Genomic DNA, 21418 nt, shown 5'->3' with positions numbered 1-21418 from the left:
GTCTTTGTCGCGATTCGACATCGGCTGAGCAGGGGTTTGTTCGATCTCGACAAGAAGCGGCGGTCGCAACGGGGTCATCCTGGGCTCGAGTCCCAGTACGTGTAGGAGGTCGTCATGTCCGGCAGCGGGCGCCTGGATTCCGGGCCACGGTCGGCGGTCGTCGTCGGCGCCGGGATCGTCGGGTTGTCGACCGCGTGGTTCCTGCAGGAGCGCGGCGTGTCGGTCACGGTCGTCGACCGCACCGGCGTGGCCGCGGGCGCCTCGTGGGGCAACGCGGGCTGGATCGCCCCCGGTCTCGCGATCCCGCTCAACGAGCCCGCCGTCCTGCGCTACGGGCTGCGGTCGCTGCTCAGCCCGTCCGCGCCGCTGCACGTGCCCGCGTCGGCCGACCCGAGGCTGTGGTCGTTCCTCGCCCGGTTCGCCGCCAACTGCCGGTGGTCGAGCTGGACCCGCGCGGTGCACGCCGGGCTGCCGCTCAACGACGAGTCCGTCGACGCGTACGACGCGCTCACCCGCGGCGGGGTCGCCGCGCCCACGATCGACGCACCCATCACCGCGGGTTTCGAATCCCCACGCCAGGCCCAGGTCCTCATCCGTGAACTGGGCCGGCTCGCCGAGGCCGGACAGCAGGTGCGGCACGCCCTGCTGTCCGGTGACGAGCTGCGGGAACTGGTCCCGCTCGCGTCCCCCGCGCTCACCGCCGGCGTGCGGATCGACGGGCAGCGCTACGTCGACCCGGGCGCCTTCGTCCAGGCGCTGGGCCGCGCCGTCGTCGCCCGCGGCGCCACGATCCACACCTTCGACGTCGTCGACGTCCGCACCGACGCGAGCGGCGTCCGGGTGCACCGCGCGGCGGGCAAGGCGCTCCGTGCCGACGTCGCGGTCCTCGCCACCGGGGCGTGGCTGCCCGCGCTCGCCAGGAAGTGGGGGGTGCGCACGCCGGTGCGCGCAGGACGCGGCTACTCGTTCACCGTGCCCGTCGACGAACCCGTGCCCGGGCCGGTCTACCTGCCGGGCATCCGGGTCGCCTGCACCCCGTACCGGGGCGCCCTGCGCGTCGCCGGGACCATGGAGTTCCGCGACCCCGACGCCCCCGGTGTGCCCGCCCGGCTGGCCGCGATCATCGAGTCCACCCGCCCGTTCCTGCGCGGTGTGCGCTGGGACGAACGCAGGGACGTCTGGGTCGGCCCTCGTCCCGTGACCCCGGACGGGCGGCCGCTCGTCGGCGCGGTGCGTGCCCCGAACGTGTTCGTCGCGGGCGGGCACGGCATGTGGGGCCTCGCTCAGGGCCCGGTCACCGGGCGGCTGCTCGCCGAGCTGATCACCACCGGCAAGGAGCCGCCCGCCCTGCGCGCGCTGGACCCGCTGCGGTGACCGCGATGCCCGACCACCCACCGCCGCTGTCCGAGGACGAGCGGTCCGAACTCCTGTGGCTGCGCAAGGAGAACACGTTGCTCCGCGTCGAACGCGACATCCTGCTGCGTGTCGCCACGGGCTACGCCACCGACGCGGCCAACGACGTGAAGACGGAGACACCCCGATGACCTGGCTCACCCCGGAAGCACACACGCGGCTGCGCGCCGAACTCGCCGCGCTCCTCGTGCCCGCCCCGCCCAGCGCCGACGACACGGCCGCCGAGACCGCGCACCGGCGCGCCACCCGGATCCGGGAGCTCCGGGAACTGCTGGCGAACGCGGTCGTCGGCGAGGACCCACCCGACGACGGCGTCGCCGAACCGGGCATGGTCCTCACCGTCCGCTACGACGACACCGGCGAGGAGGAGACGTTCCTGCTCGGCCTGCGCGACGCGGAGACCGGCGACGACCTCGAGGTCTACTCGCCGCTCTCGCCGCTGGGCACGGCGCTGACCGGCGCGCGCCCCGGCGAGCAGCGCTCCTACCGGGTGCCCAACGGCGCCACGGTGCGCGTCACGCTGGTCGCCGCCGTGCCGTACGGCCACCACCGGACCACGGCCCGTCAGGCGACCTCGAGGTAGTCCAGTTCCGCCCACCGGCCGCGGAACTGGAGCCGGATCGTGTTGAAGCCCGCCGCCAGGGTCACGTCGACCGGCACCTGCGTCCAGTTGTCCCAGCCGCGGTCGGGGTAGGTGACGACCTGCGCCGCGCCGCCGTTGACGGTGAGGGTGTGCTGGGCGTCGCCGTACCCGGCCGCGTATCCGATGTGGACGGTGTAGTTCCCGGCGACGGGCGCGAACACCGTCGTGTCGGCCCAGCTGTCGGCGTAGTCGATGCCCGCGGCGACCGCGCCCTGCGACGCGCCCGCCGCGCCGGTGCGGACGTACGCGTGGTTCAGCGTGCCGCGCTCCACCTCGTAGCGGACGCGGCTGCCGCGCACCACCGGGTAGTCGTTGGCCCAGCCGAGCGCCGCGGTGTACATGCCGCGGCCGCCCGCGGACAGGTGGCCGTGGAAGAAGATCCGGTTGCCCACGACGTCTGCGCCGCCCGGTCCGTTGACCGCCCCGTCCAGTGACGCGGTGGTGAGCAGCGGCCGGTACGCGCGGCTGTACGGGCCGGTCAGCGAGCCGGACACCGCGTAGCTCGTGTGGTAGCCGCCGTTCGTGTAGACACCCGCGGAGAAGAACAGCACGTAGTGCGACGGCCGCCGCACCAGCACCGGCGCCTCGATCACGCCCTGGTCCTCCGGGCGGTTGTTGCGCAGCAGCTCGACGCGGGCGCCGGTGAACGTCACGCCGTCCGCCGCGGTGGGCTGCAGCCAGATGATCGCGGGCTGGCCGATCGCGTTCCCGTCGTTCTTGTACAGCAGGTACCGCGCGCCGTTGCTGTCGACGAAGCTCGACGGGTCGATGTCGCCGCCCTCCCAGGCGTTGCACACGAGCGGCTGGGTGGACGTCGGCACGAACGGCCCGGCCGGGGTGTCGGCGAGCGCGGCGCCGACGCACATCCGGCCCGTGGCGACGCTCGGCCCGGTGAAGTACATGAGGAACCGGCCGTCCGCGCGCCGCGACACGTCCGGCGCCCAGAATCCGCCATTGCCCGCCCACGACGGCTTCTGCGGCAGGGCGTCGCCGCGGACGGTCCACGGCCCGGTCGGCGCGGACGCGGTCGCGTACGGCACGCGGCCGGGGGAGGAGCTGGTCGAGTAGGCGTAGTAGGTCGCGCCGGCCTGGAGCACCTCGGGGTCGGGGAAGTCCCGGTTGATCACCACCGCGGGCGGCACCGTCTGGGCGGCGGCGACGGGCGCGGTGAGCCCGCCCGCGAGCGCGAGCGCCGCGGTCAGGAGAACGACTCGTGACAGGTTCACAACAACTCCCGCCAGTCAGCCAACCCCTCCCATCGAGAACTACCGGACCGGATCGCCGAGCACCAGCCCTGTCCCGCGAATGGCCCAGCAGGTTGCGGCGGTGCCGTGGACGTGGTGGTCTGCTGTGGACCACGACCCCGAGAGGACGGACGCCGCGTGGACGTGCCGCTGATCGTGTGGCTCCTGACGATCGCCGGGATCGCGGGACTGCTGGTGTTCGACTTCGTCGCGCACGTGCGCAAGGCGCACTGCCCCACGCTGCGCGAGGCGGCGGTGTGGTCGGCGCTCTACGTCGGGATCGCGCTCGCGTTCGGCGCCGGGGTGCTGGTGTTCGGCGGCACCGCCATGGGCACCGAGTACTTCGCCGGGTACGTGACCGAGAAGGCGTTGTCGGTGGACAACCTCTTCGTGTTCCTGGTCGTGATGTCGAGCTTCCGGGTGCCGAGGGCGAACCAGCAGAAGGTGCTGCTGTTCGGCATCGTGTTCTCGCTGGTCGCCCGCACCGGGTTCATCCTGCTCGGCGCGGCCCTGCTCGAACTGTTCTCCTGGGTGTTCTACGTCTTCGGGCTGGTGCTGCTCGTCACCGCGGGCAACCTGATCAAGCCGTCGTCGGAGGAGGACCGCGACGCGGACAACGTCATGGTGCGCCTCGCCCGGAAGCTGTTCCGCACCTCGGACGACTACGACGGCGACCGGCTGTTCACCGTGGTGGGCGGCAGGCGGGTCATGACGCCGATGTTGCTGGTGATGGTGGCGATCGGCGGCACGGACCTGCTGTTCGCACTCGACTCCATCCCGGCCATCTTCGGGCTGACGCAGCACGTGTTCATCGTGTTCACGGCCACCGCGTTCTCCCTGCTCGGGCTGCGGCAGCTGTTCTTCCTCATCGACGGGATGCTGAACCGGCTCGTGTACCTGTCGTACGGGCTGGCGGTGATCCTCGGGTTCATCGGCGTGAAGCTGGTCCTGCACGCACTGCACGAGAACAACCTGCCGTTCATCAACAACGGCGAACCGGTCGCCGTGGCGGAGATCGGCACCGGGCTGTCCCTGCTGGTCATCTTCGGGGTCCTCGTGGTCACCGTGGTCGTCTCGCTGACCAGCCGGTGGGGTCGCGCCCAGAACGTGATCGCGTCCGCGCGCAGGCACGCGATCGAGTTCCTCGAGATCGAGGAGGACGATCCCGCCCGGCGCGCCGAGGTCTTCGCCATGCTGTGCACCGAGGAGATGACGCTCAAGCGGCTCCCGGAGAAGTACCGCGCCCGCATCCGCGAGGAGGAGAAGCTGATGGACCTCCTGTACCGCGCCCACGCGGAACACGCGCGGACCACGGTCTGACGGCGGTCGCGTCCTGAAAGGCGGGTCAGGACATGGGCCGCGCGCGTCGGCCCGCGGCGCGGCGGGTCCGCCTAGTGCAGTTCGTCCGCGGTGAGCAGGCGGATCTCGGCGCGTAACCACGTCCCCGGGTCGGCAGGGGCCGTCGCCCACGCCGACACGGCTTCGCCGCAGCGGGTCAGGCCCACCCGGGTCAGTGCGGCGGCGACCGGCGCGGCTCGGGTGGTGATCGTCGGGGGCAGGCGGGTCAGGCCGCGGTGGGCCGCCTCGGCGAGCAGTGCCAGCGCGTCCGCGATCGCGGCGGCCAGTGGGTCGCGTTCCGCCTGCTGGGTGGCGGGTGGGACGGCGCCGGACGCCGCCGCCAGGTCGGGGACGACGACTCCGGCCTCGGTGCGCACGGCGTACGGCTCGACGACGAGACCGCCGCGTGCCCGGCGGATCGTGCCGCTCACCTCCAGCGGCCCGGCCGACAGTGCGTTCGCCAGCGCGTCGAGTGCGCCGGGGGCGGCCGGGCGGTGGGCCAGGCTCACCGTCGCCACGGCGCCGTCGTGGTCCGCGACCACCGCGTCCAGTCGTTGCGCGCCAGCGTGGTAGCGGACCTGCCGCACCGCCGCGACCGGCAGCACGCGGACCAGCTCGGCCGCGACCCTCGGGCGCACCACCCTCGGTGGCAGGCCCGTCAGCTGCGCCAGCGCCTCCGTGACCGACGGGCGCAGCGCCGCAGGCAGCTCGGTCCACGACTCGCCGAGCGGGCTGACCGTCGTGCGCGCCAGCCTGCCCGCGCCGAACCGCACCACCCGGCCCGCGCTGCGCACCGCGGCCTCGCTGACCACGTTGCCCGCGGCGAGCGACGCGAGCGTCGTGCCCGCCAGCCTCCGGGACGCCATCGCACCCGCGTGCCCCGCCCAGCGGTGCCGCACCGCGAGCACCGTCTCCGTGCCCGGGTGGGCGAGGAACACCTCCGCGGTGGCCGCGTCCTCGGCGTCGTCGCGGCCCACCCGGCAGCCCAGCGCCACCAGGCGCACCTGCCGCAGCGGTGTCTCCGCGGGCTCGTCGGCGCCCAGCACCCGCGACGGCGCCCGCGCCGCCGCGTGGTGGCGGGCGTGCAGCTCCGCGATCAGCTCCGCGACCCGCACCGGGTCGTGCTGCGCGGACCGCGTGCCGTACGCCGACAGCTGGTCGACCAGCTCCGCCAGGGCCGCCGCGGGCCAGCGCAGGTTCGCCCGCTCGCACGCGGCGAGTTCCCGGCGCAGCGCCGCGACCAGCACCTCGTCGGCCGCCACGACGCCGGTGCGCAGCAGCTCACCGGCCGTGGTCGCCACCCCGGCCATCGCCGCGGGGACCGGCCGGTCCGGGTGCCCGCTCAGGTCCACGGTCACGTCCGGCTGCGTCGCGTCCGCGTGGCGGAACGCCCACACGGCGACGACGACCAGCGCGTCCCTGGCCTCGGCGCGGGCGTCGCAGTCGACGAACCCCAGCTCGCCGGGCACCAGGAACCGCACGGTCGCCGACGGGGTCTCCACGGTCATGGCGTGCCTGCGCACCCGTGCGGTGAGCCCCGCGCTGATCATCCGGCGGGCCGCGGTGACCGTGCGGGCGCCGAACTGCGCGGTCAGCTCCTCGTCGGTGACCGAACCCGGCCAGCCGGCCGGGACGGTCGCGACCGGCGGCGCTGACGAATGGTCGCGCTGGTAGGCGAGCACCGCGCCGATGCGGTGCCTGCAGATCCCGGGCGCGCCGCACGTGCAGTTCGCCGTGTCCAGGCCGTGGCCCGGGGGCAGCGTCACCGTCGCGCCGTCGGCGAAGGTCGCCTCGACGGTGCCGTCCGCGGCGGCGACGACCGGCGGGACGGTGTCCAGCTCCTTGGTCGCGCGCTTGACCAGGCCCCGGTTCGCCAGGCCGGCGAGCGCGTCGGCCGTCAGCGCCAGCAGGTCCGCTCTCACCGGCCGATCCTCTCCGCCACGAACTCCGCCAGGTGACCCGGCGTCATCGCGCCGACGTGCGCGCCGACGTCCGCGAGCCGTTGCCCGAGCGCGCGGTCGTACCGGGGGTTCGCGGTCTCGTCCAGCGCCGCGAGGCACAGCACGTGCGTGCCCTGCCCGACCAGCCCCGCCACCGTGCGCACCAGTGCGCCGTCGTCACCGCCCTCGAAGAAGTCGGAGACGATCGCGACGATCGCCCGCCTCGGCGCGTCCACCAGGTCGGCGCCGTAGCGGACGGCCTTCGCGATGTCGGTGCCGCCACCGAGCTGCACCCGCATCAGCAGCTCGACCGGGTCGGTCACGTCCGACGTCAGGTCGACGACGTCGGTGTCGAACGCGACCAGGTGCGTGCGCAGGCCCGGCACGCCCCACAGGCAGGCGGCGGTCACCGCCGAGTGGATCACCGAGTCCACCATGGACCCGGACTGGTCGACCAGCAGCACCAGCTGCCACGGCTGCGTGTGCCGCCTGCCGCGGGAGGTGAACCGGGGCCGTTCGATCAGCAGCCGCTTCTGGTCCGGTTGGTAGTGCGCGAGGTTGGCGCGCACGGTGCCGCGGAAGTCGAAGTCGCGTGCCTGCCGGAAGTTGCTCGGCCTGCGCAGCCGGGTGCCGGTCAGGCCGCGCCGCACCTCGGTCCGCAGCCGCGCCAGCAGCTCCCGCACCACCTCCGCGACGATCCGCCGCGCCAGCGCGAGCACCTCGGGGTTCATCAGGTGCTTGGTGCGCAGCACCGCCCGCAGCAGCGCCGGGTTCGGCTCGACCCGCGCCAGCACCTCCGGGTCGGTGACGATCTCGTGGACGTCGTAGCGCTCCACCGCGTCGCGTTCCAGCCGCTCCACGGTTTCCCTCGGGAACAGGCGGTGCACGTCGTCGAGCCAGTCGACGGGCGTGATCCGCGAGTCCTCGTTGCCGCCCGCACGCACCCCGCGCTCGGCGAGCCCGGGGTCGCGGCCGTACAACCAGGACAGTGCGGCGTCCATGGCCTCGGCGTCGCCGCCGAGCGGGGCCATGCCGGCCGCGGGTGCGCCGAGCACCAGCCGCCAGCGCTCCAGGTCCGTCATCGGTGCGTCGTTCACAGGTCCGCCAACCCCGCCCGCGTGAGCATCTCGTCGATCGCCTCCTCGACGGCCGCGCCGCCGGCCACCAGCACCGGGTCGGCCCGCACCCGCAGCAGTGCGCGCGCGGACCCCGCGCCGCGGCGGGCCACGAGCGCGGTCGCGAACCGTTCCCGTTCCGCGGGCGGGAAGAACTCGAACGCCTGCCGCAGCGCGGGCAGCGCGATCAGGAAGTCGTGCGCCGACAACGCGCTCACCAGCCCGTCGAGCACGGCGGTGAGGCCGTCGTCGTCGAGCACCTCCTCCCGGGCCACCGCGAACAGCCCGGCGAGCCAGTCGCCGAGCACCGACGGCGTGCGCGGCACGGCGTCGGCCGCGGTCACCGGCTCGCCGAGCGCCCAGCACAGCCCCAGCCCCGCGCCACGCAGGTCCGGTGGTACGTCGCGGTTCGCGAACAGCCTGCGGCCGACGCTCACGGCCGGTTCCGTGCCGAGGTCGAGCGCGGCGCCGCCGTCGCGGACGGCGTCCCGGACCGCGGCGAGCGCGCGCAGCCGCGCCGGTTCCGCCGGCGCGTCCCCGCCGCGCACGCCTTCCGCAAGCCACAGCGCCCGCGTGACCGCGGTGGTGACGACCGTGCCCAGCAGCGGGCTGCCCGCGGTGCCGAGCAGCCGGTCGTGCCGCCACAACCCGAGCGCGACCCGCAGCGCCGCGCCGAGCGGGCCCAGGTCGCGCGCGGACCGCACCCCGGCGGCGACGCGGGTGGTCAGGTCACCCGCCAGGTCCGCGAGCCCGCACAGCGCCGCGTCGTACAGCAGCCCGGCCAACGCGCCCACCTCGTCCCGGTCCCCGGCCAGGGCGGCGAGCGTGGCGGCGGCCGCGTCCGGCAGGGTGCCGCCGCGGGCGGCCGCCTCGATCAGCGCGGACTCGCGGCGGTCGGAGGTGGTGAGCTGCCAGCGTTCGGCCGCGGTCGCGTCCTTCCCCGCCGACGGCCCGGACGTGCGCGCCACGCCGGGGATGCCGAGCACCCGCAGCCGGTGCAGGACGCGGCTGCGCCGCAGGTCGGTCGGGTCGGTGAGGTCGAGCCGGACCTCCCGGTCGCCGTCGAGGTCCAGCGCGGCCAGCTCCGCCGCGACCGCGCCGACCAGCGGTGGCGCCGGGGTGTCCGGGTGCAGGCGGCCGGTGCGGTCACCGGTGAGCGCGGCGACCATCTCCACCACGACCGGGTGCGCGCCCGCCGCCAGCGGACCGCGTGCCGACCACGGCAGCGGCTGCTCCAGCGCGTCCGACACGAGCGCGCTGACGAGGCCGTCCAGTACGTCCGTGCGGGCCGGGTGCGGGTGCCCGCGCAACGCGGCGAGCCCCTCGGCGAGCGCCGTCGCCGAGATCAGGTCCGCGGTGGACACGGGCTGGCGGCGGGCCCGCAGGCGCGTCACCACGTCGGCCACCAGCCCGGTCGCCGCCGCCTTCGGCCCGGCCTCCCAGAGCCGCTGGTAGTAGCCGGGGGAGGGCATGCCGGAGGCGTAGCCGGTGAACGCGTCGAGCCTGCGGTGCGAGTACGGCACCAGGTAGCTGCCGACCTCGGTGTCCGCGGGGACCGCCGGCACCGCGGGCCATTCCGGGTCCGCGCAGGCGGACGCGAGGCGGGCCAGCAGCGCCGGGCGGTGGAAGCCGCCGACGACCGCGACGACCGGGCCGTCGCCCCGGGCGGCCGCCGCCGCGATCCACCGCGCCATGTACTCCTCACGCGCGGTGTCCTCGGCCCCGGCGTCCGCCTCGCCACGCACCAGGTCGAAGTACGTGGTGAGCCGCTCCGCGAGCCCCTCGTGCGGGTGCGCCTCGACGAGGTGGTCCCACAGCACGTCGGTGTTGTCCACCGCGAACGCCGCGCACAACCGCTCGGACGCCTCGGCGTAGCGGCGTTCCGCGTCCGCGTAGACGTTCTCGGTCTCGGCCGCCCGCCAGCCGGGCAGGTCGATGAACCGCACCTCGGCGCCCGCCGCGTGCCCGTCGGTCAGCGCGATCCACTCCGGGGAGTAGTCGCAGAACGGCGCCCACGACAGCCGGGTGCGGACCGCGTCGTGCACGTAGCCGAAGATCGCCACCGGCGGGGTGTGCCCGAGCAGCAGCTCGCCGATCCGGCCGGAGAAGTCGGCCGGGCCTTCGATCAGCACGTGCGCGGGCCGGTGCGCGGCGATCGTCTCACGCACCAGCCGCGCGCACGCCGGGCTGTGGTGCCGGACCCCGACGACGTGTACGGGTGCGGTCATCAGCCGGGCAGCCGCAGCCGGGCGGCGTGCAGCTCGCCCCACGCCTGCGAGTGCTTGCGCCGGGCCGCGTCGTGCTCCAGGTAGCGGCGCAGCTTCGCGAGGTCGTCCGGGCTGTCCTTGGCGGCCGTCCCGGCGAGGCACTCGACGACGTCCTCCGCCGACCCCGCCTCGCGGCGCAGGTACCAGCCGCGCAACCCGACGGCGTGCGCGACCGACACCGCCTCGGCCGTGCTGAGCACCGTGGACAGCCGGTCGCCGCCACCGCGCCCGGTGCCCGCCCGCAGCTCGCGGAACGTGGTGACCAGCACCTCCAGCACGTCGCGGCGCTGTGCCACCGGCACCCCGGAGCGGCGCAGCAGCTCCGCCGACTCCGTCTCCACGAGCGCCAGCTCGGTGTCCAGGTCGGGGATCGGGAACACGGTCTCGAAGTTGAACCGGCGTTTGAGCGCCGCGCTCATCTCGTTGACGCCCCGGTCGCGGGTGTTGGCGGTGGCGATGACGTTGAACCCGTCCTTGGCGAACACCATCGCGTCCTGGCCGGTCAGCTCGGGGATCGCCAGCACCCGGTCGGACAGCGGGGACAGCAGCGAGTCCTGCACCTCGAGCGGGCAGCGGGTGATCTCCTCGAACCGCACCACCTTGCCCTCCGCCATGCCGCGCAGCAGCGGTGCGGGCACCAGCGACCGCGTCGACGGGCCTTCCGCGACGAGCATCGCGTAGTTCCACGAGTAGCGGATCTGGTCCTCGGTGGTGGCCGCGCCGCCCTGGATGGTGAGCGTCGACTCGCCGCTCACGGCGGTCGCGATCAGCTCGGAGAGCAGCGACTTCGCCGTGCCCGGCTCACCGACGAGCAGCAGCCCGCGGCTGGTGGCGAGCGTGACCAGCGCACGGTCCACAAGGGACGGATCGCCGACGAACTTGTTGCGCACGCCCAGCTTGGCGTCGCCGACCACGAACCGGCGGGCCGCGTCGAGGCTCAGCGCCCAGCCGGGCGGGCGGGGCGCGGTGTCCTGGTCGCGCAGGCGGGCCAGCTCGTCGGCGAACCGGACCTCCGCGGGCGGGCGCTGCAGGTCTGCCACGGTGGTCATGTGGCGCTCACCAGCTCGGTCAGGTCGGACAGCAGTTCGCTCGCCGACACCGGGTCGAGCGTGCCGAACGGCGTGTCCTCCCTGCCCCACCAGCCGTCGTGGTCGGTCGAGAGGAAGACGCGGCGGATCTTCTGGTGCTCGCCGAGCATCGTCGGCTCGCCCGCGACGATGCCGTCCTCCAGCTCGAGCACCCCGAACCAGCCGCCCGGCAGGGGTTTGACCACGCCGGCCTCGACGCCGCCGTCCTGCGGCGCGGTCCGTTCCCAGCCGCGTTTGGTGAGCCCGAGGACCTTGCCGACGCTGACGGTCGTCCCGTCGAACCTGGTGAGCGTCAGCGCGGCGCGCTCCTCGTCGGTCAGCGCCATGATCGGGCGGCCGAGCTGCGGGAACGGTTGCAGGATCTCGTAGTCGGCGAACACCTCGGCCCAGCCCGCGAGCGCCTCGCCGAGGTGGAGCGGGTGCGCGACGCCGACGACCGTGCCCTCGGGCGGGGTGCAGGTCTCGTCGTCGACGTCGGCGAGCGTGCGGTCCTCGGCCAGCCGGAACGCGCCGACCGGCTTGCCGTCGGTGTCGTAGACACCCCACACGAGCCTGCGCACGACGTGCCACAGCAGCGGGTGCCCGGAGAAGTAGGTGGCGAAGTCGTCGTGGCTCCACCGCCGCCCGGACACCATGGCCCGCTCCAGGCGCAGGATCTGGTCGGCCGCGAGGGTGCGGACGTCCTTCTTCAGCCCGGCGAACCGCTGGTAGGCGGCCGTCGCGAGCTCCTCGTCGTCCTTGGCACCCGGCTTGGGCAGCGCCTTGCGGCGGGTGCCGTCCTCGTCCGACACGGTCGGCCGCAGCGCCTCGTCGAAGCCGACGACGAACTTCCTCGGGCCGTAGTCGAGGACGAGCGTGCCGTCCTCGGCGAGCCCGAGGTCGGGCACGAGCCGGTCGGCGAGCTGCTCCGCCGTCAGCCCGAGCTTGGCCGCGACCAGCTCGATCTTCTCCTTGGCGCGTGCCTTGAGCCCGGAGAACTTGACCTTCTGCGCGATGCCGTTGAGGTGCATGAGCGCCACGTCGGTGCCGATCTCGGCGAGCACGTCCAGGCCGGTGACCGCGCGGGCGTGCCCGCCTTCGCCCGGCCAGGCGCGGATGATCGGCGAGAGCCGCCGCACGGTCTCGTCGTCGCCGACCGCGGCCAGCGCGGTGAGCGCCCAGCCGTCCTTCGACGGCATGCCCGCCTTGCGCCACGCCTCGAACACCGCCCACCCGAACTCGGCGAGCGAGGCCGGGTCGCACGCCTCGGCGACCTGCGCGACGCCACCGTAGGGCTCGTCGGGCGTGCCGAGCGCGAACATCGTCACCACGTCCGCGGTCGACGCCGTGGGGAGGGCGAACTCCTTGTCCCGCATGCGGATCTGCGGCAGCGCGGCCGGGTCGGCCCACGCGCCGGGCACCGGCAGCTTCCTCGGCAGCAGCTCGAGCGGGTCGGTGGCGAGAACGCGGGAGACCCCCTCGGCGGCCTCCGCACCCGCGAGCCGTTCGGTCTCGGCCACCACGGCGTCGGCGCCCTCGGTGGCGGCCAGCGCCCGCAGCGCCGCCTCGGCCGCGTCGCGGACCTTGCCCGCCGTGCCGAGCGCGGTGGGCAGCAGGTAGGGGAGCACCGCGAGGCGGTGCCGCAGCAGCCAGGACTTCACGACCGGCCGGGCCGTGCGGCGCTTCGCCAGCGCCGTCGCCATGGTGGTCGCGACGTCCGTGTCCAGCACGGGCAGCAGCGCCCTGAGGTCGTCCTGGCCGCTGCTCGCCGCCGCCACCGCGGTCACGACGGGCACGGCGTCGACGTCGAACCGGGCCAGCAGCGCGGGGCCCCAGATGTCGACGTTGTGGACCCGCTCGGGCCGCCACGCCTTGAGCGTCGCCAGCGCCACGTCGTCCGGCGCGTGCAGCAGGATCGACGGCAGCGCCCAGTCGTTCCCGCCGTACCGCGCCAGCTCCGCCGTCCAGTCGATGCCGCCGCTCCGGTGGCGGCCGTAGGAGATCCGCGCCCGCTGGGCGAACGCCTGGTCGCGTTCCCCGTCGGCCCACACGACACGGGTCGGCGCGGTCACGGCCAGGTCCGGCAGCACCACCCGTGCCGCGGTCGTGCGCTTGCGGGTCCACGGTGGACTGGCCAGCACCGGCGGCAGCAGGTCGGCAGGCGCGTCGGGCAGCCGGACGACGCCCTCCTGGGTGGCGAGCGCGGCCTCCCGCGCCGCGCCGGGCAGGGTCGGCACGACGTCGGTGAGCAGCTCCTGGCGGGTGAGCAGGTGGGCGCGCAGCAGCTCGACGGCCACCTGGTTGCCCGCCGCGGCGGCCTCGGCCAGCACGCGCGTGGCCCGCACCGGGTAGCGTGGCGCGGCCTCCTGCAGGGCGGCCCGGTACGGCGCCTGGTCGGCCTTGGCGACCAGCGACCGGAACGCGTCGTCGGTCGGCATCGCGACGATCGCCGCGAGCAGGCGCTTGCGCACGTCGTTGTCGGCCTTCTCGCACCACCGCGCGAGGACCGGTGCGACGGCGGGACCGAGCGTGCGCACGAGGGTCGGCAGCGTCCTGGCGTTGCGGTCGAGCGCGTACTCGGCGAACGTGACGTCGGCGAGCTGGTCCACGCTGCGCACGGCACACAGGTACAGCCAGACCGTCAGGTGGTCGGTGTGGTCGACGTCGGCGGTCAGCTCGTCCGCCCACGCCGTCTCGGTCGGGGCCAGGAACGCGGCGACGAGCCGGGTGTTGGCGTCCGTGCGCAGCGCGCCGATGGTGGCGACGGCCTTCGCGTACTCGTCGTCGTCGGCCGCCGCGAGCGCGGTGCGGACGTCGCCGAGCACGTCCGCGCCGGGCCAGCGCCACGGCAGGCGCTCACCCGCGGTGGTGCGGCGCAGGTTGTTGCCCCGTGACCCGCCGCTCGTGGCCCCGGCGGCGAGCGTGGCCAGCCGCATCGACGCCTCGACGGCGAACAGCACGCCGTGCTCGGCCACCAGGTACTGCCCGAACCGGCTGGTCTGGTCCCGGTCGTGGTAGGAGGCGTGCAGGGCGACGAGGAACAGCACCGCGGCGGCGCCCAGCGGGTCCGGCGTGCCGCCGAGGTGGCGGCGCGCGGCGGCGGCGATCTCCTGGTCGGTGCCGTCCGCGTCGAGCACGGCGTCGATCCGGCTCCGGTACTTCGCGACGAGCTTCTCGACCGCCGCCCGCGCGTCGGCGGACGGCCGGTGGCGAGGCGTGCCCTGGTCACGTCGTGCGTACGCCATCCGGACCAGCCCCGGTGGCGGGTCGAACGTGTCCTCGTCGGGCCCGGCCGCCGGTGTCGCGACCGGTGCCGCCGCCGGTGTGCCCGCCGCCGGTTCCTTGGCCGGTGCGGCCGGTGCCGCGGCGGTGCCCGCGTCGGTGTAGCCCTTCTTGATCTTCTCGTCGGCCTGCTTCGCGAGGAACGCCCCGGCCGCCTCGGCGGAGGCGAACTCCTTGCGCTTCGACTGCCCGTCGGTGCCTATCCGCCCCCAGGACACGACCACGTCGCTGCCCTGCACCACCCCCTCCCAGAACTTCGCCGAGCCGCCACCGATGTACTCCAGACGCCGCACGTTCCACTCTCTCCTGCCGTACTTCCTCCGACCGCGCGCTCACGCTAGCCGGACGCACCGACATTCCGGAGTGGATCGTCACAGATCGTCGAGCCGCACCAGCCCGTCCTGGATCGCGCGGGCGACCAGAGCGGCCTTGGTCGGCGCCTCGCGGCCGATCATCGCGTACTTGACCCGGATGTGTTCCAGGTGGGAGTTGACCGTGTTCACCGAGATCCCCAGCCGCCGCGCCACGAACTCCTTGGACTCCGACTGGAACCACTCCACCAGCACCTCGGTCTCCCTGGCCGACAACGCCGGCCGGGTGGGGGAGCGGTCACCCGCGAGCGCGCCAGCCAGCGCGGGCGGCGTGTAGGCCCGGCCCGCCGCCGCGGCACGCGCCGCCCGCACGAGGTGGTCCCCGCCCTCCGCCTTCGTCAGGTAGCTCAACGCGCCCAGTTCCAGGCACCGCAACGCGATCCCGTCGTCCGCGCGCATCGAGTAGACGACGACGTGCCTGCCCGCCTCGGCCAGCCTGCGCAGGTCCCCGAACACCGGCGCCGGCTTGTTCAGGTGCAGGTCGAGGATGATCACGTCGGCGTCGGCGCCGTCCCCGAGCCACGCGCCGCCGACGTCGTCGCAGGCCGCCACGACCCGGATCGGCGGCGTGCCGGCCGACAACCACTGGGTGACGCCCGCGCGCACGGCGGGGTGGTCGTCCACGACCACCGCGGTCAGCTCGTCCGCCATCGTGCCTCCACCATCGTGTGCTCCCCGCAGACGTCGCTGTCCACGGCGACCCCGGTCGACGCGGCCGATGGGGCGGCCAGGCCGCCCGCGTCCGTGATCACGGCGACCCGCACCTCGTCCGCGGTGCGCAGCACGCTCACCCTGGCCCGCTCCCGCGTCGCGGCCAGCGCCGCCACCACCGGTCCGGTCAGGTCGCGCCGCACGTCCCTCGGCACCGGCACCGCCGTGCCGCTGACCGCGAGCGACACCAGCACACCGCGGCGCTGGGCGACGTCGACGCACGCCGACACCTCGTGCACGAGCGGGTCCGGGACCGCGTCGTGCTCGGCGTCGTGCTCGGCGAAGAGCCTGCGCAGCTGGGTGGCGGCGAGCGCGCAGCGGCGCCGGACGTCCTCGTCGCCGGGGTCGGCCTCGCCGTCGGCGAGCCCGGCGAGCAGCGGCAGCGCCAGCCCCAGCTGCTCGGCGAACCCGGCGCGCTGGTCCTGTTCCCACTGCTCGGCGAGCGCCGCGCGGACCTCCACCCGGTCCCGCGCGGCCGCCAGCGCGGCCACGTGCCGGGCGCGGTGGTGCAGCATGTACGTCGCGAGCACGACGGTCACCTGCACGGTCGTCCCGCTGAGCACGAAGACCCCGGCGGCGCCCACGTCGGCGGGCGCGGACAGGCCCGCGTGGACGGACTGGGCCACGCTCACGGCGATGTGCCCGCCGAACACCGCGCCCAGCAGGGCTTTCCGGTCCAGCAGGAGCAGCACGAGCTGCCAGCCGGCGAGCCCGAACGACCAGTGCGGGGCGTGGAAGACCCCGCCCGGCGGCAGCGCGGCCGTCGCCACCGCCGACGCGGCGGCCACCACCGCGGTGCAGGCGGCCACCACCGCGGCCGGCAGCGGCCTGCGGCGCAGCACCCACACCGCGGCGGTGGCGGTGACCACCGCGAACGCGGCGCACGCCGAGACGGCCGCCCACATCGGCTCGTGCCGGAAGGTCAGCAGCGGGGTGAAGCCGATGCCCGCCTGCAGCACGACGACCACGGCGAGGAGCGCGATCCGCACCGTCGCGTACACGTGGTCCGGCCGGTCAGCCATCGGGCCACACCAGCCGCACGGTCGTGCCGGCGCCCGGCCGCGACGCGATCTCCGCGCGGCCGCCGACCGCCGCCATGCGTTCCACGACCGAGCCGCGCAGACCGCGCCGGTGCGGCGGCACCGCGCCGGGGTCGAACCCCGTGCCCGTGTCGCTGATCTCCACGGTCACGCCGTCGCCCGTGCCGCGGACCGCCAGCACCGCGGTGCCGACGCCCGCGTGCCGCGCCACGTTGGTCAGCGCCTCCCGCACCGCGCGCACGATCGCGAGCACCACCGACGCGGGCACCAGGGGCACGTCCCGCCACCGCGTGCCGACGGCCAGCGGCGCCCGGTCCACCACCGCGCGCAACGAGACCGCGATGTCCACCGCACTGTCCTGTGTGGACTTCGCGGTGAGCGCGGAGAGGTCGTGCCGCGCGTACTCCGCGACCGCGGCCCGCGCCGCGCCCCGGGCCGCGACGAGCTGGAACGTCACCGCCGCCGTGTCGTGCAACAGCGCCAGGTACTCGCGTTCCCGCCTGCGCCGCGCCAGCGCGAGGACCGCCGCTCGCTCCAGCGCCGCCCGGCGGGTCCGCAGGTCGTCGACGCGCCTGCCCTCCCGCCGCACCACCACGAACATCAACCGGGCGAGCGCGCACTCCAGCGCCACGCGCAGCACCGTGCCACCGCTGCCGGCCAGCCCGGTCACGGCGACGTGGACGGCCAGCACCCCGGCGGTGACCGGCACCGCGACACGCCACGACCACTCCCACTGGACGGTGATCGCGGTCGTGGTCAGCGCGGTGACCGCCCACAGGTTCGGCTGCGGGCCCCAGTTCTGGGTGAGCAGCGAGATCGCGCAGACACGGGCGACGGCCAGCACGAGCGCGAGCACGGCACCGCGCCCGGTGGCGGCGGGCAGGCAGTCCGCCACGCCACCGGCGACCACGAGCACGAGCACCGCCCATCCCCACGGCACCAGCGCCGGTGGCGTGGCGACCAGGCCGAAGAGGCTGATGAGCACCAAGCCCGCCCCGCGCGCTGGACCGGCGAACCGGCGCCCGACGGCGAGCGACTCGGCCTCGACGCGCCCGCTCGGAGACCCCGGCCGCACCACGGTCCTCCCCTCAGCCGCCGTCGCCACAGAGGACACACTTGTAGACCGAAAGCGACGGCGCCGCAACGCATTGCACTCGCACACGGCGTGGTCGCCGGAATTGAGGGGCGTTCACCCGACACCACCGCGGGACCGGGGCGCCTAGCATGGCGCGGCAGTCCGCGGCCCACCACGAGCACGCCGGCCTGCCGGACGGACCCGGCAGGAATGTCGTGTGCACAGCCGCGCAACCGCCGCGGCGCGCCACGGGGGAGGTGCCGCAGCGTCAGCCACGCCACGGCGGCCAGGTCGTCGAGCGGCCGTGGCCGCCTCCCTGGCTTCGCGCAGCCGGGCTACTCGGCGAGGTTCTCGATCGTCGGCCGCAGGTCTGCCAGTTCTTTTCGGTTGCGCAGCCCCAGAAGGCGCAGTGCGGCGGACATCTTGTCCTCGATGGTGCGCGGGGAGAGGTGCACCTCGGTGCCGATCTCCTTGTTGGTCCGGTTCTGCGACGCCAGGGTGGCCACGCGCTTCAGCTCGGGCGGCAGGCCCTGCCAGCGGACGGCGAAACCCTCCGGCTCCTGCGGGATCCCCAGCATGATCGCCTGCCGGTGGTCCAGCTCGCGCCCGGCGGCGACCGCGCTGTCGACCTCGGGGCCCGCCGCCGCGCGGACGATCGCCTCCGCGCGCTGCTGTGCGCGCAGGAACGGGCCGAGGCCCTCCAGCCGGACGTTCACCCGCGTCCGCAACGACTCGGCGGCGCCCCACGCGCGGCCCAGCTCCGCCGCCTTGAGCTTGAGCGGCTGGACGCCCCGGACGCCGTCGCGGTGTCGCTGCAGCAGTTCCGCCCCGACCCAGAACCGCACGTGGGCGAGCCACGCGATGCCCCATGAGTCGTCCACGTCGCGCTGGGACAGCACGGTGTCCTGCACGAGCGCCTCGGCCCGCAACGGATCCGCGTGCCACGCCAGCGACATGCCGTGCGCGATACGGGCCCACGTGATGGCCCAGTGCCCGCCGGCCTCCTCGCACGCCTCGAGGTACTCGCCGGTCATCGCCACGGCCCGGTCCGGTTCGTCGCTCAGGTGGAACGCGGCCGCCAGGCCGGCGAACAGCATGCACATCGCCCAGCCGCCCTGGTCGCCGATCGCGGCGGAGTCCTTCGCCGCCTGCGCCAGCGCGTCGATGGACGTGAGGTCGTAGGTGCCGTCGTCGCGGGGGACGAGCATCCGGTGCGCGCCGTCGACGAACCGCACCGCCGGGTTCACCACGGCGGCGAACGGGTTGTCCTCGCCACCGTCGGGCCCCTGCTCCGCCATCCGGCGCCGCGCCTCGAGGTACAGCTCGCGCAGCGCCCGCGCTTCGTCCACCCGGCCCTGGCACAGTGCGATCCACGACGCCATCGCCCGCGCCACGATCCGCATCGGGTGCGCCGCGCCCAGGTGCGCGGTGGCCTCGACCCCCTTGAGCAGCCAGTCCTTGCCCTCGCCGAGCTTGCCCCAGTAGAACCACCCGCGCAGCCGCGAGATGTGGATGGCGATGGCGAGCGCGTCGGCGGCCAGGTCCGGTTCGCCGTACCCGTACAGCATGGCGGCCTCGAAGTTGCCGAGCTGCCAGCGCGCGTCCTCGAGGATGGTGGTCTCCTCCGGGCTGAACCACGTGCTGCCGTACTGGGCCGCCAGGCCGACGAAGTAGGCGAGGTGCCGCCTGCGGAGCGCGCGCTCCTCCTTGCTCTCGTTGATCTTCTCCAGCGCGAACATCCGCACCGGCTGCAGCAGCCGGTAGCGGTGCACGCCGCCGCGGGTGTCCGCCATGACCAGCGACCGGTCGACGAGCGCCTTCACGGCCTGGATCACCTGTTCCGGGTCCAGCTCCCCGTCGCCGCACACCTGGCCCGCGGTCGGCAGGTCGAACCCGCCGGAGAACACGCCGAGCCGGTCCAGCACCCGCCGCTCGACCGGGTCGAGCCGCCGGTACGAGCCGTTGTACGACTGCCGCAGGCCGTCCGGGACGAGGAACCGGTTCGCCCGGCCGCCCACGTCGTCCAGCCCGGGGTAGCGGCGCCGCACGGGCTGCCGGGAGTCGATCACGCGGCTGTCGCGGATCTCCGCGAGCGACTCGTAGCGCAACCGCGCCGCGTCGATGGCGATCGCCAGCGGCAGGCCGTCCACGCTGCGCACCAGCTCGGCCGCGAGCACCCGCTCGGCGGCGGAGAGCGGGTGGCCGAGCGCGTCGGCGCGGGCCGCGAACATCTCCAGCGCGGGCCACAGGCCGTCCAGCGAGTCCTGTTCGCGGGGGAAGGGCAGCGGCCGCACGTACTCGACGTGCTCACCGACGCAGCCAAGCGGTTCCCGCGACGTCGCGAGGACGGTGACCTGCCTGGGCACGGTGGCCAGCAGGCTCGCGACGAACTCGCTGGCCTGCAGCACGATGTGCTCGCAGTTGTCGAGCACCAGCAGCGTCCGCCGCTCCGGCGCGGACAGGTGGTCGGTGATCGCGTCCCACGGCGGGCGGCCGCCGTAGTCGGGCGAGTCGAGCGCGTCCTGGACCGCGCGGTCGACCTGGTCGGGTTCGGCGTCGGGGGACAGGGACGTCATCCGCACCCAGCGGACCACCAGGTCCGGGTGGTTGCGCCGCATCCACCACGCGGTGTGCAGCGCCAGGGTGGTCTTGCCGACCCCGGCCGCGCCGGTCAGCGTGACCACGCGCGCGCCGCGCCGCAGGTGGTCCCTGATGCGGAACGCGAGTTCGTCCCGGCCGATCAACAGGTCCGGCTCGGCCGGCAGAGCCCCCGAGAGGTCTCTGGGCATCCCGCAGCACTCCTCGACGTGGTGTTGGGGGCGAACACACGCGTGCCCGCGAACGGGGTGCCACCGTAGCGACTCCCGTCGGTCGCCCTCACGAACGGGCAACGCTTTCACGCCTCGAGTGGTACCGACAAGCACCCGGCCGGGTGGTGGTGTCGTGGTTGTGACGACGGAACGTCACCACGTGCCGAGCGCCGCCCGCTCCGCCTGGATGGCGTGGTCGACGAGCGTCAGCAGCGCCTGGCGGCACGCCTCCTCGCTGCGCGCGTCGATCCGGATGATCGGCGTCCCCGGGTCGACGTCGAGCGCGTCGCGGACGGCCTCGGTGTCGTAAAGCGCGACCCCGTCGAAGTCGTTGATGGCGACGAGGAACGGCACCGACCGGCTCTCGAAGAAGTCGATGGCCGCGAAGCAGTCCGTCGGCCGCCGGGTGTCGATGAGCACGATCGCGCCGACGGCGCCGATCACGATGTGGTTCCACGAGTTCCAGAACCGGTGCTGGCCCGGGGTGCCGAACAGGTAGAGCGTCAGGGAGTCGTCGAGGGTGAGCCTGCCGAAGTCGAGCGCGACCGTGGTGGTGGTCTTGCCGCCGACTCCGGTGAGGTCGTCGACGGCGGCGCTGTTCTGCGTCAGCGGCGCCTCCGTCGTGAGCGGCTCGATCTCGCTGATCGAGCTGACCATGGTCGTCTTGCCGACCCCGAAACCGCCGGCCACCACGATCTTCGCGGTGCGCGGGAACCCGTTGCCGTCACGCATTGATGAGTCCGTCCCTGACGCGTTGGAGGAAGTCGAGCCGCGTCCGGCCGTGGACGTCGGCGTCCGACAGGGCCGCGCTGATCGTGAGGAGCCCGTCGTCGACGAGGTCGCTGACGAGGATCTGGACGGTGGTCAGCGGCAGCGCCATCCGGGCGGCGAGCTCGGCGATGGCGATGGGCCGCGGCGCGAGGTCCAGGATCGTCTGCGTCTCCGGCGACCGCGCGCCGGGCAGCCGCCGCGCGGCCAGCTCGGCGCCCGCGGCCACCATGACCTGCGTCGTCAGGTCCAGGTCGGAGCGGCTGGGTACGGTGCGGCCGCGGGTGAGCCCGAAGGGCCGCACGAACGGCTCGTCGTCGCCGTGCCGGGCCAT

The 21418-nt window shown here is 74.6% G+C and carries 16 protein-coding genes; 4 read left to right on the top strand and 12 right to left on the bottom strand.

Translation table 11 applies throughout. The annotated features are described in order from the left end of the window. The first annotated feature begins 114 nt into the window (after positions 1 to 114). Genes ACYQ77_RS16570 through ACYQ77_RS16560 form a run of 3 tightly spaced genes read left to right on the top strand, consistent with a single transcriptional unit; the run spans position 115 to position 1996 of the window. Positions 115 to 1374 (top strand): NAD(P)/FAD-dependent oxidoreductase, encoded by a 1260-nt coding sequence (locus ACYQ77_RS16570; protein WP_459712135.1) that lies wholly within the window; start codon positions 115 to 117, stop codon positions 1372 to 1374. Positions 1375 to 1379: 5 nt separating this feature from the next. After that, a complete protein-coding gene (locus ACYQ77_RS16565; RefSeq protein WP_459712133.1) occupies positions 1380 to 1544 on the top strand; it encodes a hypothetical protein in 165 nt (54 codons plus the stop codon). Beyond that, a complete protein-coding gene (locus tag ACYQ77_RS16560; RefSeq protein WP_459712130.1) occupies positions 1541 to 1996 on the top strand; it encodes a GreA/GreB family elongation factor in 456 nt (151 codons plus the stop codon). Before ACYQ77_RS16565 ends, ACYQ77_RS16560 begins: the two co-directional genes overlap by 4 nt. Here ACYQ77_RS16560 and ACYQ77_RS16555 read toward each other — a convergent pair. After that, a complete protein-coding gene (locus ACYQ77_RS16555; protein ID WP_459712127.1) occupies positions 1978 to 3282 on the bottom strand; it encodes a family 43 glycosylhydrolase in 1305 nt (434 codons plus the stop codon). The two genes, ACYQ77_RS16560 and ACYQ77_RS16555, sit on opposite strands and share 19 nt — an antisense overlap. 156 nt (positions 3283 to 3438) lie before the next feature. Here ACYQ77_RS16555 and ACYQ77_RS16550 point away from each other — a divergent pair, with 156 nt between their 5' ends. Then, positions 3439 to 4620 carry a TerC family protein gene (locus ACYQ77_RS16550; protein ID WP_459712124.1) on the top strand — a complete coding sequence of 394 codons (1182 nt, stop codon included), beginning with the start codon at positions 3439 to 3441 and terminating at the stop codon, positions 4618 to 4620. Between the two features lie 71 nt (positions 4621 to 4691). On the opposite strand, the gene ACYQ77_RS16545 is transcribed toward ACYQ77_RS16550, so the two are convergent. The 11 genes from ACYQ77_RS16545 to ACYQ77_RS16495 all read right to left on the bottom strand — a co-directional run bounded on the left by ACYQ77_RS16545 (position 4692) and on the right by ACYQ77_RS16495 (position 21418). Then, on the bottom strand, positions 4692 to 6560 hold the full coding sequence (locus tag ACYQ77_RS16545) for an SWIM zinc finger family protein (RefSeq protein WP_459712122.1): 1869 nt from the start codon (positions 6558 to 6560) through the stop codon (positions 4692 to 4694). Then, positions 6557 to 7660 carry a VWA domain-containing protein gene (locus tag ACYQ77_RS16540; protein ID WP_459712119.1) on the bottom strand — a complete coding sequence of 368 codons (1104 nt, stop codon included), beginning with the start codon at positions 7658 to 7660 and terminating at the stop codon, positions 6557 to 6559. Before ACYQ77_RS16540 ends, ACYQ77_RS16545 begins: the two co-directional genes overlap by 4 nt. A gap of 11 nt (positions 7661 to 7671) precedes the next feature. Further along, positions 7672 to 9921: a DUF5682 family protein gene (locus tag ACYQ77_RS16535; RefSeq protein ID WP_459712117.1), complete on the bottom strand. Its 2250-nt coding sequence runs from the start codon at positions 9919 to 9921 to the stop codon at positions 7672 to 7674. Next, on the bottom strand, positions 9921 to 11009 hold the full coding sequence (locus ACYQ77_RS16530; RefSeq protein WP_459712116.1) for an ATP-binding protein: 1089 nt from the start codon (positions 11007 to 11009) through the stop codon (positions 9921 to 9923). The genes ACYQ77_RS16535 and ACYQ77_RS16530 overlap by 1 nt, the downstream gene beginning before the upstream one ends. Beyond that, a complete protein-coding gene (locus tag ACYQ77_RS16525) occupies positions 11006 to 14602 on the bottom strand; it encodes a DUF4132 domain-containing protein (RefSeq protein ID WP_459712114.1) in 3597 nt (1198 codons plus the stop codon). The genes ACYQ77_RS16530 and ACYQ77_RS16525 overlap by 4 nt, the downstream gene beginning before the upstream one ends. 78 nt (positions 14603 to 14680) lie before the next feature. Beyond that, positions 14681 to 15331: a response regulator gene (locus tag ACYQ77_RS16520; RefSeq protein WP_459712112.1), complete on the bottom strand. Its 651-nt coding sequence runs from the start codon at positions 15329 to 15331 to the stop codon at positions 14681 to 14683. Further along, positions 15316 to 16413 (bottom strand): hypothetical protein, encoded by a 1098-nt coding sequence (locus ACYQ77_RS16515; RefSeq protein ID WP_459712109.1) that lies wholly within the window; start codon positions 16411 to 16413, stop codon positions 15316 to 15318. The genes ACYQ77_RS16520 and ACYQ77_RS16515 overlap by 16 nt, the downstream gene beginning before the upstream one ends. Beyond that, positions 16406 to 17416, bottom strand: a complete 1011-nt coding sequence (locus tag ACYQ77_RS16510; protein WP_459712106.1) for a sensor histidine kinase — start codon at positions 17414 to 17416, stop codon at positions 16406 to 16408. Before ACYQ77_RS16510 ends, ACYQ77_RS16515 begins: the two co-directional genes overlap by 8 nt. A 425-nt stretch (positions 17417 to 17841) precedes the next feature. Continuing rightward, on the bottom strand, positions 17842 to 20295 hold the full coding sequence (locus ACYQ77_RS16505; RefSeq protein ID WP_459712104.1) for an AAA family ATPase: 2454 nt from the start codon (positions 20293 to 20295) through the stop codon (positions 17842 to 17844). 174 nt (positions 20296 to 20469) lie between these two features. Further along, positions 20470 to 21048 (bottom strand): GTP-binding protein, encoded by a 579-nt coding sequence (locus tag ACYQ77_RS16500; protein WP_459712102.1) that lies wholly within the window; start codon positions 21046 to 21048, stop codon positions 20470 to 20472. Continuing rightward, positions 21041 to 21418: a DUF742 domain-containing protein gene (locus tag ACYQ77_RS16495; RefSeq protein WP_459712100.1), complete on the bottom strand. Its 378-nt coding sequence runs from the start codon at positions 21416 to 21418 to the stop codon at positions 21041 to 21043. Before ACYQ77_RS16495 ends, ACYQ77_RS16500 begins: the two co-directional genes overlap by 8 nt.

Source organism: Actinophytocola sp. KF-1 (assembly GCF_054661535.1).
The sequence above is the reverse complement of the archived record's forward strand: the minus strand, read 5'-3'. Positions and strand labels throughout refer to the sequence as shown.